The following is a 12,676-nucleotide window of genomic DNA, read 5'->3' on the forward strand; positions in this document are numbered from 1 at the left end:
TCGGTGCGTTCCGGGTCGGTGGCCGGTGTCGTAGTGCGTCGCTACGCCGGCAGGACGACGCCGGCGATCAGCGAACCGCCGACCGCCGACACCGCGAACGCCCCGAGACCGAGTGCGAGCACCAGAAACACCAGTATCCACCAGAGCGGAACCGCGTTCGACTCTGCCATACCCGCCCGTCGTCGTGGGGGCCCCAAAGAACTTCCCGTTCACCGCAGGAGCCAGCGCAGGAATCCCGTGCGCTCGTCCTCGTCGCCCCCACCGGCATCACGCTCGCCCTCGACCTCCTCGTCGGTCTCCGTTTCACTCTCGCCATCCGGTGAGAGCGACTCGTCTCCGGTCAGATCGGCCGCGAGTTGTCGGTACGCGTCGGTCGCCGGCGCGTCCGGCGCGTCAACCACGAGCGGTTCGCCGGCCTCGGCCGCGGCCGACACCGCTGGATCGTCGGGGATCGTCCCCCGGACTGGGACGCCGAGACGGTCCGCGACCGTGTTCACGTCCGTCTCCGCCGTGACGCGCGTCACCACGACGCCGGCCACGGGCGTGCCGAACCGCCCGGCAACGTCGCGGGTCTTGGCGGTGTCGCCCAGTGCGCCCCGTTCGGGCGTCGACACCAGCACCACCTCGTCCGCGATTCGGAGTGGTTCGACGCTGTCGTGACTCAGTCCGGCGGAGGTGTCGACGAGCACCGTGTCGGTGTCGAGGTCGTCGAGCAGGGCCGCCAGTTGTGACGGATCGGCGTCCCCGAAGTCGTCGAGGTCGTCGGAGGCCGGGAGCACCGAGAGGCCGACCGGCCCCTCGCGGATCGCGTCGGCGGTCGTCGCCCGCCCCGCGAGTACGTCGTGGACGGTCGGTCCGTCGTCGGGGTCGACGCCGAGGACGCCGGCGAGGTTCCCCATCCCGAGGTCGGCGTCGACGACGACCGTCTCGTGGCCGCCCGCGGCGAGCGCCGCACCGAGGTTCGCCACCGTCGTAGTCTTGCCGACGCCGCCTTTCCCGCTGGCGACCGCGTACACTCGCATGGGTCGTCAGAAACCTCCGCCGACGAATATATAAGTGTACTCCCCGCCCGGGGGCGTTATCGCCGCACCTGCATCGGCCGTTCGGCCCGGATGAACGGCTCCTCGCCGTCGCTCCCGGCGAACGCGAGCCCGCCGTTCGTCGGCCGGGTGACAGCCCATATCGGCAGTTCGGGAATGTCGTCGTCCGCTGGCTCACAGTAGCTGGTCGCTACGGTCCACGTTCGGGCCCGCATGGAGGCTTGCCCCGGAATCTAAAAACAGGCGTCGTGCCGCTCAACCACCAGTCAAAGGTTACTTGACCGCGGCCGGCGCTAGACACACCAATGAGTACCGACACGCAGGAAGCCGACGACGACCGTCGGAAATACGAGTTCCGGAAGGTCATCGAGGACCTGAAGGAGTACGAGGGCTCCGGCACCCAACTCGTCACTATCTACATCCCGCCGGACAAGCAGATATCGGACGTCGTCGCCCACGTCACGCAGGAACACTCGGAGGCGAGTAACATCAAGTCCAAGCAGACCCGGACGAACGTGCAGGACGCGCTGACGAGCATCAAGGACCGCCTCCGCTACTACGACACCTTCCCCCCCGACAACGGCCTGGTCATCTTCAGCGGCGCCGTCGATTCCGGCGGCGGACAGACGGATATGGTGACCAAGGTGCTGGAGAGCCCCCCGGACCCTATCCAGTCGTTCCGCTACCACTGCGACTCCGACTTCCTCACCGAGCCGCTGGAGGAGATGCTGACCGACAAGGGCCTGTTCGGCCTGATCGTCCTCGACCGCCGCGAGGCGAACGTCGGCTGGCTCAAAGGCAAGCGCGTCGAACCCGTCAAGTCCGCCTCCTCGCTCGTCCCCGGCAAGCAGCGGAAAGGTGGTCAGTCCGCCCAGCGGTTCGCCCGCCTCCGACTCGAAGCCATCGACAACTTCTATCAGGAGGTTGCGGAGATGGCCAACGACCTGTTCGTCGCCGAGCGCCACGACCTGGACGGCATCCTCGTCGGCGGCCCCTCGCCGACCAAAGACGAATTCCTCGACGGCGACTACCTCCACCACGAACTCCAGGACAAGGTCGTCGGTAAGTTCGACGTCTCCTACACCGACGAGTCCGGGCTCTACGACTTGGTCGACGCCGCACAGGACGTCCTCGCCGACCAGGAGATAATGAAGGACAAGGTGGAGATGGAGGAGTTCTTCGAGAACCTCCACACCGGTGACCTCGCCACCTACGGGTTCGAGCAGACGCGTCGGAACCTCGTCATGGGCTCCGTCGACCGTCTGCTCATCAGCGAGGACCTCCGCAAGGACGTGGTGGTCTACGACTGCGAGGGGGGAGAGGAGTTCGAGGTGGTCGACCGCCGCCACGCCACACCCGACCACCGGTGTTCCGACGGAAGTGAGGCCGAAGTGAAAGAGCGCGAGGACGTGATCGAACACCTCATGACCATCGCGGAACAGCGCGGCACCGAGACGAAGTTCATCAGCACCGACTTCGAGAAGGGCGAGCAACTGTACGACGCCTTCGGCGGCGTCGCCGGCATTCTGCGGTACTCGACCGGCATCTAATTCAGCTACTTTTTTCGTTTCCGCCGCCGGACACGGGATATGTCCCTCCTGCGTCAGCTTCTCGCCCTCCGCGACGAGCGACCCTACTTCGTCGCCGTCTCCCTGATCGCACTGGTTGCCCTCGGGACGTACCCCGCCGTCGACTGGTATCTCCGCGCGCTCGATATCGCCCCCCGATTCGGCTTCTGGGATTTCGGCGCCTACTCCTCCGCCATGGAGCGCTGGACCGCCGGCGAGTCCCTGTACGTCCAGAACGACGACGGCGGCTACCACGGCAGCTACCTCTACCCACCGGTCGCGTTGCTCGCCTTTGCCCCCTTCCTCCTCACGCTCCCGTTCCGCCCCGCCGTCCTCCTGTGGACCGCCGTCACCGTCGGACTTCTCTGGCTCGCGATCCAGCGACTCGTCACCGCCCTCGGCGGCTCCTTTCATCCCACGGAACGCCTCGCGCTTCTCCTCCTCGTCGTCGGCTTCCACCCCCTCCTCCTCTCGGTGAAACTCGGCCAGACGGCGGGGGCGCTCGGTGCCCTCCTCACCTTCGCGGCGTCGGCGTCGCTCCGCGGCCGGGGCTACCTGAGCGGCGCCCTCACCGCCTGCTGTGGCGTGATCAAACTCCCGTACGCGCCCGCCGGCGCCCACCTCCTCGACAGTCGTGATCGCTTCCTCGGCGCCGTCACCGGTGGTTTCGGCCTCCTCCTGCTCTCCGTCCTCGTCTTCGGCGTCGACGCCCACCGCACCTTCGTCGAGGTGCTCACGTGGGGGATCAACGAGGGGAGCAACGCCCGGTCGCCGACCATCTGGCTCCCACCCTACTACCGGCCGCTGTACAACGTGCCGTACTCGCTGGCTATCCGAATCCTCGCCAGCCTCGCCATCGTCGTCGGCGTCCTGCGAGCCAAGGGGACCGTTCGCGAGGTGACCGCGCTCGGCTTCGCGGCCGTGCCCCTGCTCGCGCCGCTCACCTACGCCTACTACTTCGTCGCTGCCCTGCCGGCGGTCGTCCTCCTGATCGCGGCGGAACTCGACCGGCCCGGCGGCCGGCCGGTCGTTCCGGTCGTCGGCCTCCTCCTCCTGCAGTTCCACTCGTACGGGCTCCGGGGACTCGGCGCCACTGCACCCGAGTGGATTCCGGCCGTCCTCCTCCAGCCCGGCCTCTACGGCAACCTCCTCATCGTCGGCCTCGCGGGCGCCCGCGTCGCCGCCGCGGGCGGCCCGCTCACCGTCCGCTCGCTCACGTCGGCCGCCGGCCGCCGCGGCGACTAGCGAAGCATCTCCGCTAACTGATGTCGGCGTCGTTCGATATCGAAGTGTGAGTCGAGACTGTCCGCGCCAGCCAACCGATCCAGCGTCAGCAACACGTCCGCGCCCGCGCGTTCGGCGTACGAGCAGCAGTCGTCGATGGCGTCGCGGCGGAGCGCCAGCGAGTCGAGGAGACCGAGTGCAAGCGCGAACGCCGCGCCCGCCTCACCGCTCGGGAACGATTCGTGGACGGCCTCGAACGTCGGCTCGGCCGGGGCGTCGCTGACGGCGTGGGTGCGAAGACAGGTAGAACAGATTGCGGCGTGCGCGCTCGATTCGGGCGCGTACTCGCGTAGGTCGGCCGGGACGGCGAACGCGACCGTGTCTCCGCCGCAGGCCTCGCAGACCATCTAGTCGTCGGCCGTGACGACTTCGGGCGTGTCGGCTTCCGCTTCCGCTTCTGCCTTCTCCTCTTCTTCTTTTTTCGCTTTGATCTTCTTCAGGCGGAAGATCTCCTCGCGCTCCTGCTCCTCCAGTTTCTGCTCGATGTACTCCTTGTTCTCGTGGAGGTCGGGCAGGAGTTTGAACTCGAGGGCGTTGACGCGGCGCTTGGTCGTCTCGATCTCGGTCAGCATCTTCTTCATCGCCGTCTCCACCTCGGCGGCGAGGATGATAGACTCCAGAAGCTCTTCGTAGGCGTCGGCGGTCTCGTCGATGCGGCCGGAGGAGCCGAGCAGGCCGTAGCCACGCTGATCGAGGCTCTTCCTGACCCGCGAGGACTCGATCTGCGGGACGACCACGCCCATGATGTTCTTCGACTGAGTCGTGATCTCGGGGTGCTCTTTGAGCGCGGCGGCCGCGCCGCGGACGGCCACGTCGCCTTCCATCGCCCGCGCCATGTTGATCTTGCGCTGGGCGATCTGGTAGTTCTCGTCGAGGTCGGCGCGGATGTCCTGGGCCTGATCCAGAATGTCCATGAACTCCATGATGAGGCCGTCTCGCTTCTGTTCGAGCGTGTCGTGGCCCCGCTCGGAGAGTTCGATCCGATCCTCTATCGCCATGAGGTTCTTGCGCGTGGGTTTGACGTCCTCGGCCATTGGCGGAGGGTTGTGGGCCGAGCCTGTTAACCTTTTACTGTTTACCCCAGTCCTGCGCCCTCCGCCCGGTCCATCCACGTCACCACCGCGACGTGTGGCAGGGTCAACACGGCGATGAAGACCAGATACAGCGCCGCCAGCACCCGCGGATCGGTGTCGACGCCGGCGGCGACGCCCACCCCGACCAGCAGGATGATCGAGACGGCGGTCAGGGGTGCGGCGTCCCGTCCCGTCCGCAGGAGGGCCGCGACCGTCCCTCGCCGCGCGAACGCCGTCCGGGCGCCGTCGTCGACCCCCATCAACCGTCCGACGTGCCGGAGCGAGTGCCACACGCAGAAGTAGACGCCCACCGCGATCAGCGGCGGGACGACGAGGAAGTACGCCCACAGCAACCACGTCTCGGCGGCATCTCGGCGCCAGCCCCGGTCGTCGGCCCGATACCCCGCCGCGAGCGTTCCGACGGACAGCGCCGCGAACGCCAGCCCAACAGCGAGACGCGTGTCGGGGGTGAACAGCCACGCCGCGTGCAGTTCCCGGCCGAACAGCGCCACCCACGCGTCCACCACGGCCCGGTACCGCTCCGGGTACCGCAGGAGGGGGACGAGCATCGGCAGACCGCCGCGCACCAGCACTGTCCCCGCGCGCACGCCCGTGCTATCGAGATGCGAACTCCCCAGCGCGTCCAGTGCGTAGAGGTCACCTTGGCCCCAGTGGAGCCACGTCAGCGCCACGAACAGCGCCGCCGAGGCGATGGGGGCGACGACCCACAGCGCCGCGTACGCCCCGCCGAGCAGGAGATAGAGGGTGCCGACGACGCCGAGCCAGCGGACCGTGATCGGCTCTCCGGCGGCGCGCGCGGGGGCGAGGTGATCCACCGCACCGTGGGGCAGGCCGAAGAGAACGAGACTCGCTGCGAGCGGGAGATACCGGAGCCACAGCGGCAGGGCGAGGTCGAGACCGCTCGCCGTCATGGCGACCGACCCCAGCGCGACGAGGGTGAGGGTGAGCCACGCGGGCCGACAGCCCACCGCGTGCATCAGCGCCGCCAGTTCCGGGTCGCGTTTCCGCGGCACGCCGACCGAGACGCGGTCGCGTTCGTGCATCTACGTCGAGTCCACGTCGGTCGCCCTCGTCGGTGTCGAGCGGTCCGTCCCGTGTCCCACGCCCCGCCAGTCGAGCACCCACCGGTAGAGCACCAGTCCCTGCACGACGAAGAGGTTCGTCACGAGGAAGAACGTCGCCTCCTCGACGGGCAGGCCGGCGACGGTGACCCCCGTCGTGTACCGCTCCGAGAGTATCCAGATGCCGTACTCGATGGCGATGCGATCGGCGACACAGAGGTACGTGGTGGGCACGAGCGTCCCGAGAGCGACGAGGCGCCGACGCGCCCATAGCTGCGGCGCGCCGACCGCCCACTGGAGCGCCAGCACCGGCGCCGCCCACGCCAGAATCGCCCCGAGGTAGAACGTGGCGGCGGTCCCCAGCAGTCGCCACCCGACGACGCCGAGGGCGACGGCGAGGGCCGCCGCAACGACCCGCGAGCCGAGCGGCCGCGAGGGCGTCGTCCACCCGCGCGGGAGCGAGAGATGGGTGAGCCAGAGTGCCGTCAGCCACGGCTGGACGAGGATGAAGGCGTACTCTTCGACGGGCGCGTATCCGAGGGTCGCGAGCGTGCTCCCCTCGCCGTACGACCAGACGCCCGTCGCGATGAGGTAGTTGTCCCACGGCGTCGTGTACACGAGGGCGACGACGGTGATGATGGCGACGCCCACCCAGTACGTTCGGCCGGCGCCGAGATGCCAGCGCCCGATCGCCCGGAGCCGCGCCCGGCTCACGAACGCCGTCGCGATCATGAGCATCAGCGCGGGGAGGAGAAAGGCGAGGTGGAACTGCAGGTAGGTTGGGCCAGTCATGGATACACGTTCGCCACTGCTGTGGCGCGAGGTTTCACGGTCGCCGGTATAGCTTCTGGGGTTGCACTATCACGAGCGGGAACGCCAGCGGGGGCGCCCGCGGTCAGTCGGCTGGCTGGGCGGCCGGCGACTCCGCCGCGTCGAGCACGTCGCGACTCGACAGCAGGATGATGCCGAACCCGACCTTCGCGACCAGGTCGAGCACCATGAAGCCGGCCGTCTCGATGTACAGCGAGATCATCCCCAGCCCTTCGGTGCCGACGACCCACCACACGGGGTAGATCAGCCAGACGACGACGATCAGCGTCCGGAGCGTGCTGAACGTCGACGCGGCGTCACCCGAGAGCCGGCTGGCCTTTTCGTCGAGCGACCCGTACAGCATGTACAGGAGGACGAGCAGGAAGCCGGTGGAGACGCCCCACCAGACCAGCCGCCGCGCTCCCTCGGTGAGGACGCCGGGGCCGGCCGAGAGCGTCGCCACGACGCCAGTACCGATCATCAGCATGTCCAGACCGACGAGCGACGACAGTTCGTTCCGACTCGCCCCGACGAGTAAACCGAGGTCGATCAACAGCAACGGCGTGGTGAAAAACCAGTCCGTGTACCGGGCCCAGTAGATCGGTAGCTCCTCGCCACCGACCGTCACCATCGTCAACCCGAACCCGAGCGCCATCGCGAGATAGTTCACGAACGCGATGGCGGTGATGAATATGGTAACGATGTAGAACTCCTGGCGCCGTTCGTCCGTTTCGCCCCAGCCCCTGGCGATGAAGTACAGCATCCCCAAGAACATACCGAGCGTGCCGATCCACAGCCAGATTCCTTCGCTACCGGGTTGTGGCATAATGCAGGTACGACTCGGGTGGCTATCGTTCTAAGCGGCGTCCACAACTAGTTGGGTCACGCGTCCAGCACCGCGCCGACGAGTTTCCGCTGGGCCGCCCGCAGATGTTCGTGGAACGTCGATCGGCAGACGCCCATCGCGTCGGCGAGTTCGTCGCCCGTCGTCTCGTGGGGCCACTCGAAGAAGCCGCCGCTGTACGCCCGCACTAGCGCCGCGTGCTGGCGGTCAGTCAGTTCCTCGTGCAGCCGGGTGACGAACTCCTCGCGGGTCTCCTCGCGGCGCTCGCACTGACGGTAGCCGACCAGATCCGCCCCGTCGAACCGCTCGATCACCGCGTCGGTGAGCGACCGCGCGAGCGACTCCCGGGCCACCTCGACGGTCACCCGCGCGACGCCGTCCGCGACCGTCACGTCGCGGAGTTGGGCGCCATGGTCGGCGAGGAGTGCCCGGAGTTGCTCGTCCTCCACGGACAGTTCGACGAGGCACGCCTGCCGCTCGTCGACGAGGATGCCGTGCACTTCGACGGCCGTCGACGCGGCCGCGTCCCGCACGGCCTCACCCGTCGCGTCCGAGAGTTCGAACAGGCTCGTCGGACGGTCTCGATCCGCGACACTTCCCGCGTACGCCAGTCGACAGCCGAGCGATTCGGCCAGCGTGACCAGCGGGTGGTTCATGACCGTGAACTGCAGTTCGACCACCTCGGCCCCCCGGAGCGTCCGCTGGCTCTCCAGCGTGTTGATACCAGTCGCGACCGTCCGGCCCAGCGCCGTCAGCACCGCGCGTTCGTGGTCGTCGAACTCGCTGTTGCTCCGGGCGTACACACAGACGGCGCCGTACGTCGCGTCGCCGTAGTGGAGCGGAATCGCGGCCACGGCCGTCGCCGGCACGGTCCCGTCGGCGAGCGCCCGGATCGTCACCCGGCCATCGGCGACCGCCCGCGAGACGGCCGCTCCGACCGTGTCGTCGTCACCGACCCCGATCCGCTCGCGGTCGTCCGGCGTCCATCCCGCGTCCGCTCGTCGGTGCATCGTCTCGTCGGCGGGTTCGTAACTCCCCAGCCACGCGCCGGTGTACGTCGCCGCCAGCCCCTCGACGACACCTTCTTCGAGGTCGTCCCGGGACCGGGCCTCCGCGACGGCCGCCGTCGCGTCCGCGACGACGCCGTCTAGCCGCTCCAGTAGGAGTTCCTGTGCCGCCCGTTCCCGCTCGATTCCGGCGGCGCGCCGGGCCGCCGCCCGCTCCGCACGCTTCCGGCGGGTCACGTCCTGCTGGAACCCCACGTAGTAGGCGACCCGCCCTTCGCCGTCCCGGAGCGGAGCGATGGTCACCTCGTTCCAGAACTGCTCGCCGTCCCGTCGGTAGTTCCGGAGTTCGACCGTCGTCGCTTCCCCTTCCTCGATGGCGTCGCGCATCCGCGCGACCGGTTCGTCCCGCGTCTGCTCCCCCTGCAGGAACCGGCAGTTGCGCCCGACCGCGTACGCCGGCGGATACCCCGTGATCCGCTCGAACGCGGCGTTGGCGTACACGAGGGGCAGATCCGGTTCCGTCGCGTCCGCGATGGTGATCCCGACCGGTGCCTCGTCCATCGTCCGCGTCTTCAGCGACTCGTCGACGGCGTCGGTACTCACCGCCGTTACCCCATCCCTGTCGCCCGGTTGCGGCACCGCTTCCGCCCCACTCCCGTCCTCCTCGGGCCTCCCTGACATGTTCTGCCACAGGAAGCGCCGCGAAAATGGGTTTGGACGGCCCCAGACGTGATGTTGGAACGTAAACAAAAAAGCGCGCGTTTCCGACGAATCGGAAGCTAACCGGTCAGTCGGCGGTCGCTTCTTCCTCGACGGCCTCTTCGCGGTAGTACTTCGCGATGAGTTCCTCGTCGATGCGGTTGAGCTCCTCTTTCGGGAGGGCCGAGAGGAGGTCCCAGCCGATGTCGAGCGTCTCGCCGATGTCGCGGTTGGTGTCGAAGCCCTGGTCGACGAACTCGCTTTCGAACTCGTCGGCGAAGTCGAGGTACTTGTTGTCCCGATCGCTCAGGGCTTCGCGGCCGACGATGTTCACCAGGTCACGCAGGTCCTCACCCTCCGCGTACGCGGCGTACATCTGGTCGGACACGTCGGCGTGGTCCTCGCGGGTGAGGCCCTCGCCGATCCCGTCGTCCATGAGTCGGGAGAGGGAGGGCAACACGTTGACCGGGGGCTGGACGCCCTGACTGTTGAGGTCGCGGTCGACGTAGATCTGCCCTTCCGTGATGTAGCCCGTCAGGTCGGGGATCGGGTGCGTGTCGTCGTCGCCGGGCATCGTCAGGATCGGGATCTGGGTCACCGATCCGTCGCGACCCTGGATCCGACCGGCGCGTTCGTACAGCTGGGCCAGGTCGGTGTACATGTAGCCGGGGTAGCCACGGCGACCCGGCACTTCCTCGCGGGCGGCACCGATCTCACGGAGCGCCTCACAGTAGTTGGTCATGTCCGTCAGGATCACCAGCACGTGGTAATCCTTCTCGAAGGCGAGGTATTCGGCAGTCGTCAGGGCCATCCGCGGCGTGACCGTCCGCTCGACGGCGGGGTCGTCCGCGAGGTTCATGAAGACGACCGAGCGCTCCAGCGCGCCGGTGCGCTCGAAGTCGTCCATGAACTCGTTGGCCTCTTCGGCCGTGATACCCATCGCGCCGAAGATGACGGCGAACTCGGAGCCTTCGCCTTCCTCTTCCTCTTCGGGCACGCTCGCCTGTCGCGCGATCTGGAGCGCGAGTTCGTTGTGCGGCAGGCCCGATCCGGAGAAGATCGGGAGCTTCTGGCCGCGAACGAGCGTGTTCATGCCGTCGATGGCCGACACGCCCGTCTGGATGAACTCCTCGGGGTACTCGCGGGAGTAGGGGTTGATCGCGGCGCCGACGATGTCCTCGCGCTTCTCGGGTTCGATGGCCGGCCCGTCGTCGATGGGTTCGCCCGATCCCGAGAGGACGCGACCGAGGAGGTCCTCGGTCAGCTTCATCTTCAGCGTCTCGCCCTGGAAGCGGACGAACGCGTTCTTGTCGATGCCCGAGGTTCCCTCGAACACCTGGATGGCGACGAGGCCGTCTTCGGATTCGAGCACCTGTCCCCGGCGAATCTCGCCGTCGGCGGTCTCGATCTCGACCATCTCGTCGTAGCCGATGGGTTTGTCGACCTCGGCGAACACCAGCGGACCACTGATCTCGGTGATCGTCTTGTACTCTTTCATCTCAGTACAGCTCCCGGACCTGTTCCGTGATGTCGTCTTTCAGTTCGTCCATGTACGCCTCGTACTCCTCCTGCACGCCGATACGGTTGATGCGCGGCAACGCCTCGATGTCCGTGATCTCCTCGACGGGGACGCCCGCCTCGAGGGCGTCGAACGCCTCGTCGTTGAACGTCTTGATCGTCGTGAGGATGAGGTACGTCTTGTCGGGTTCGCAGTAGGTGTCGACGTCGTGGAACGCGTTCTGCTGGAGCCACGCCTCGCGGATGTACCGCGCGACTTCGAGCGTGAGCTGCTGGTCCTCCGGCAGGGCGTCCTTGCCGACGAGCTGAACGATTTCCTGGAGTTCGCCCTCCTCGTCGAGTACGTCGACCGCCCACTGGCGGACTTCCGGCCAGTCCTCCGCGACGTTCTCCACGAACCACGGATCGAGCTGTTCCCGGTAGAGGGAGTAGGACTCGTTCCAGTTGATCGAGGGGAAGTGCCGGCGCTCGGCCAGGTCGGCGTCGAGCGCCCAGAAGCACTTCACGATGCGGAGCGTGTTCTGGGTGACCGGCTCGGAGAAGTCGCCACCAGGGGGGCTCACTGCCCCGACGACCGAAATCGAGCCCTCGGTGCCGTTGATGTTCTGGAAATAGCCCGCGCGCTCGTAGAACTGGGAGAGCCGCGCCGCGAGGTAGGCGGGGTAGCCCTCCTCGCCGGGCATCTCCTCCAGCCGCGAACTGATCTCGCGCATGGCCTCCGCCCACCGCGAGGTGGAGTCGGCCATCAGCGCCACGTCGTACCCCATGTCGCGGTAGTACTCCGCGATGGTGATCCCCGTGTACACGCAGGATTCGCGCGCCGCGACGGGCATGTTCGACGTGTTGGCAATGAGCGTCGTCCGGGCCATCAGCGGGTTCCCCGTCTGCGGGTCGGGCAGTTCGGGGAAGTCCTCGATGACCTCGGTCATCTCGTTCCCGCGCTCGCCACAGCCGATGTAGACGACGATGTCCGCGTCGGACCACTTGGCCAGCTGCTGCTGGGTGACGGTCTTCCCGGAGCCGAACGGCCCCGGAATCGCGGCCGTCCCGCCCTTGGCGATGGGGAACAGGCCGTCCTGCACCCGCTGCCCGGTCAGGAGCGGCTCCGTCGGCGTCTGCTTGTCGCCGGCGGGGCGCGCCTCGCGCACCGGCCACTCCTGGCGCATCCGGATCTCCTCGCCGTTGTCGAGTTCGGCCACCGTCTCGTTGACGTTGAACTCGCCGGACTCGACGGCGACGATTTCGGCCGTCTCGCCCTCGTCGAGGGCGCCCGGCGGGACGAGCACCTTGTGCTCGATGGTCACCGTCTCGGGGACGGTGCCGATGATGTCGCCGCGGCCGACCTCGTCGCCCTCTTCGACCTCGGGAGTGAACTCCCACTCCTTCTCCAGGTCGATGCCGGGGGCGTCGACCCCGCGGTCGAGGTACGGGCTGTTCATCTTCTCCTCGAGCACGTCGAGCGGGCGCTGGACGCCGTCGTAGATGGTGTCCAGCAGTCCCGGCCCGAGGTCGACGGTCAGCGGGTCGCCCGTGTTCTCGACGGGTTCGCCCGGACCGACGCCCGAGGTCTCTTCGTACACCTGAATGGTCGTGATATCGCCCTCGATCTCGATGACTTCGCCCATCAGCCCTTCGTCGCCCACGTAGACGACGTCGTTCATTCGGGCGTCGAGATCGACGGCGGTCACGACCGGACCACTCACGCTGTTGATGATGCCGTCCTCTCGGACGGTCGTGTCTGCCTGACTCAT

The 12,676-nt window shown here is 67.7% G+C and carries 13 protein-coding genes; 2 read left to right on the forward strand and 11 right to left on the reverse strand.

Going from position 1 to position 12,676, the window contains the following annotated elements; all coding sequences use genetic code 11:
* Positions 1–41: 41 nt before the first annotated feature.
* From DU502_RS18830 to DU502_RS18060, 3 genes are read right to left on the reverse strand one after another with little or no spacing between them, the layout of a single operon-like run.
* The gene (locus DU502_RS18830) at positions 42–170 is read right to left on the reverse strand and encodes a hypothetical protein (protein WP_277872140.1); all 129 of its coding nucleotides are present in this window, start codon (positions 168–170) and stop codon (positions 42–44) included.
* A 39-nt stretch (positions 171–209) separates the two neighbouring features.
* A complete protein-coding gene (gene minD, locus DU502_RS02340) occupies positions 210–1,022 on the reverse strand; it encodes a cell division ATPase MinD (protein ID WP_121919973.1) in 813 nt (270 codons plus the stop codon).
* A gap of 56 nt (positions 1,023–1,078) precedes the next feature.
* Positions 1,079–1,255 (reverse strand): hypothetical protein, encoded by a 177-nt coding sequence (locus DU502_RS18060; protein WP_166033604.1) that lies wholly within the window; start codon positions 1,253–1,255, stop codon positions 1,079–1,081.
* Positions 1,256–1,345: 90 nt separating this feature from the next.
* On the opposite strand from DU502_RS18060, the gene prf1 reads away from it, so the two are divergent.
* Both prf1 and DU502_RS02350 read left to right on the forward strand, forming a co-directional pair.
* The gene (prf1, locus tag DU502_RS02345; RefSeq protein WP_121919972.1) at positions 1,346–2,590 is read left to right on the forward strand and encodes a peptide chain release factor aRF-1; all 1,245 of its coding nucleotides are present in this window, start codon (positions 1,346–1,348) and stop codon (positions 2,588–2,590) included.
* Between the two features lie 39 nt (positions 2,591–2,629).
* A complete protein-coding gene (locus DU502_RS02350) occupies positions 2,630–3,853 on the forward strand; it encodes a glycosyltransferase family 87 protein (protein ID WP_121919971.1) in 1,224 nt (407 codons plus the stop codon).
* On the opposite strand, the gene DU502_RS02355 is transcribed toward DU502_RS02350, so the two are convergent.
* The 8 genes from DU502_RS02355 to DU502_RS02390 form a co-directional block, all read right to left on the reverse strand.
* Entirely contained in the window at positions 3,850–4,239 is a 390-nt protein-coding gene (locus DU502_RS02355; RefSeq protein WP_121919970.1) for a DUF6276 family protein, read from the reverse strand. The genes DU502_RS02350 and DU502_RS02355 overlap by 4 nt on opposite strands.
* Positions 4,240–4,926: a V-type ATP synthase subunit D gene (locus DU502_RS02360; RefSeq protein ID WP_121919969.1), complete on the reverse strand. Its 687-nt coding sequence runs from the start codon at positions 4,924–4,926 to the stop codon at positions 4,240–4,242.
* Between the two features lie 41 nt (positions 4,927–4,967).
* Positions 4,968–6,029 carry a Brp/Blh family beta-carotene 15,15'-dioxygenase gene (locus DU502_RS02365; RefSeq protein WP_199722685.1) on the reverse strand — a complete coding sequence of 354 codons (1,062 nt, stop codon included), beginning with the start codon at positions 6,027–6,029 and terminating at the stop codon, positions 4,968–4,970.
* A complete protein-coding gene (locus tag DU502_RS02370; protein ID WP_121919968.1) occupies positions 6,030–6,839 on the reverse strand; it encodes a lycopene cyclase domain-containing protein in 810 nt (269 codons plus the stop codon).
* Between the two features lie 103 nt (positions 6,840–6,942).
* Positions 6,943–7,683 (reverse strand): bacteriorhodopsin, encoded by a 741-nt coding sequence (locus tag DU502_RS02375; protein ID WP_121919967.1) that lies wholly within the window; start codon positions 7,681–7,683, stop codon positions 6,943–6,945.
* 56 nt (positions 7,684–7,739) lie between these two features.
* Positions 7,740–9,389 carry a bacterio-opsin activator domain-containing protein gene (locus DU502_RS02380; protein ID WP_121919966.1) on the reverse strand — a complete coding sequence of 550 codons (1,650 nt, stop codon included), beginning with the start codon at positions 9,387–9,389 and terminating at the stop codon, positions 7,740–7,742.
* Positions 9,390–9,495: 106 nt separating this feature from the next.
* Positions 9,496–10,905, reverse strand: a complete 1,410-nt coding sequence (locus tag DU502_RS02385; RefSeq protein WP_121919965.1) for an ATP synthase subunit B — start codon at positions 10,903–10,905, stop codon at positions 9,496–9,498.
* 1 nt (position 10,906) lies between these two features.
* On the reverse strand, positions 10,907–12,676 hold the full coding sequence (locus DU502_RS02390; RefSeq protein ID WP_121919964.1) for an ATP synthase subunit A: 1,770 nt from the start codon (positions 12,674–12,676) through the stop codon (positions 10,907–10,909).

The sequence above is a fragment of the Haloplanus aerogenes genome, from assembly GCF_003856835.1.
Lineage (GTDB): Archaea > Halobacteriota > Halobacteria > Halobacteriales > Haloferacaceae > Haloplanus > Haloplanus aerogenes.

What these genes read in the sequence shown, in the direction of transcription:
- DU502_RS18830 (WP_277872140.1), bottom strand. Translation starts at nt 170, where the DNA reads ATGGCAGAGTCGAACGCGGTTCCGCTCTGGTGGATACTGGTGTTTCTG.
- DU502_RS18060 (WP_166033604.1), bottom strand. Translation starts at nt 1,255, where the DNA reads ATGCGGGCCCGAACGTGGACCGTAGCGACCAGCTACTGTGAGCCAGCG.
- DU502_RS02355 (WP_121919970.1), bottom strand. Translation starts at nt 4,239, where the DNA reads ATGGTCTGCGAGGCCTGCGGCGGAGACACGGTCGCGTTCGCCGTCCCG.
- prf1 (WP_121919972.1), top strand. Translation starts at nt 1,346, where the DNA reads ATGAGTACCGACACGCAGGAAGCCGACGACGACCGTCGGAAATACGAG.
- minD (WP_121919973.1), bottom strand. Translation starts at nt 1,022, where the DNA reads ATGCGAGTGTACGCGGTCGCCAGCGGGAAAGGCGGCGTCGGCAAGACT.
- DU502_RS02370 (WP_121919968.1), bottom strand. Translation starts at nt 6,839, where the DNA reads ATGACTGGCCCAACCTACCTGCAGTTCCACCTCGCCTTTCTCCTCCCC.
- DU502_RS02385 (WP_121919965.1), bottom strand. Translation starts at nt 10,905, where the DNA reads ATGAAAGAGTACAAGACGATCACCGAGATCAGTGGTCCGCTGGTGTTC.
- DU502_RS02380 (WP_121919966.1), bottom strand. Translation starts at nt 9,389, where the DNA reads ATGTCAGGGAGGCCCGAGGAGGACGGGAGTGGGGCGGAAGCGGTGCCG.
- DU502_RS02360 (WP_121919969.1), bottom strand. Translation starts at nt 4,926, where the DNA reads ATGGCCGAGGACGTCAAACCCACGCGCAAGAACCTCATGGCGATAGAG.
- DU502_RS02375 (WP_121919967.1), bottom strand. Translation starts at nt 7,683, where the DNA reads ATGCCACAACCCGGTAGCGAAGGAATCTGGCTGTGGATCGGCACGCTC.
- DU502_RS02350 (WP_121919971.1), top strand. Translation starts at nt 2,630, where the DNA reads ATGTCCCTCCTGCGTCAGCTTCTCGCCCTCCGCGACGAGCGACCCTAC.
- DU502_RS02390 (WP_121919964.1), bottom strand. Translation starts at nt 12,676, where the DNA reads ATGAGTCAGGCAGACACGACCGTCCGAGAGGACGGCATCATCAACAGC.
- DU502_RS02365 (WP_199722685.1), bottom strand. Translation starts at nt 6,029, where the DNA reads ATGCACGAACGCGACCGCGTCTCGGTCGGCGTGCCGCGGAAACGCGAC.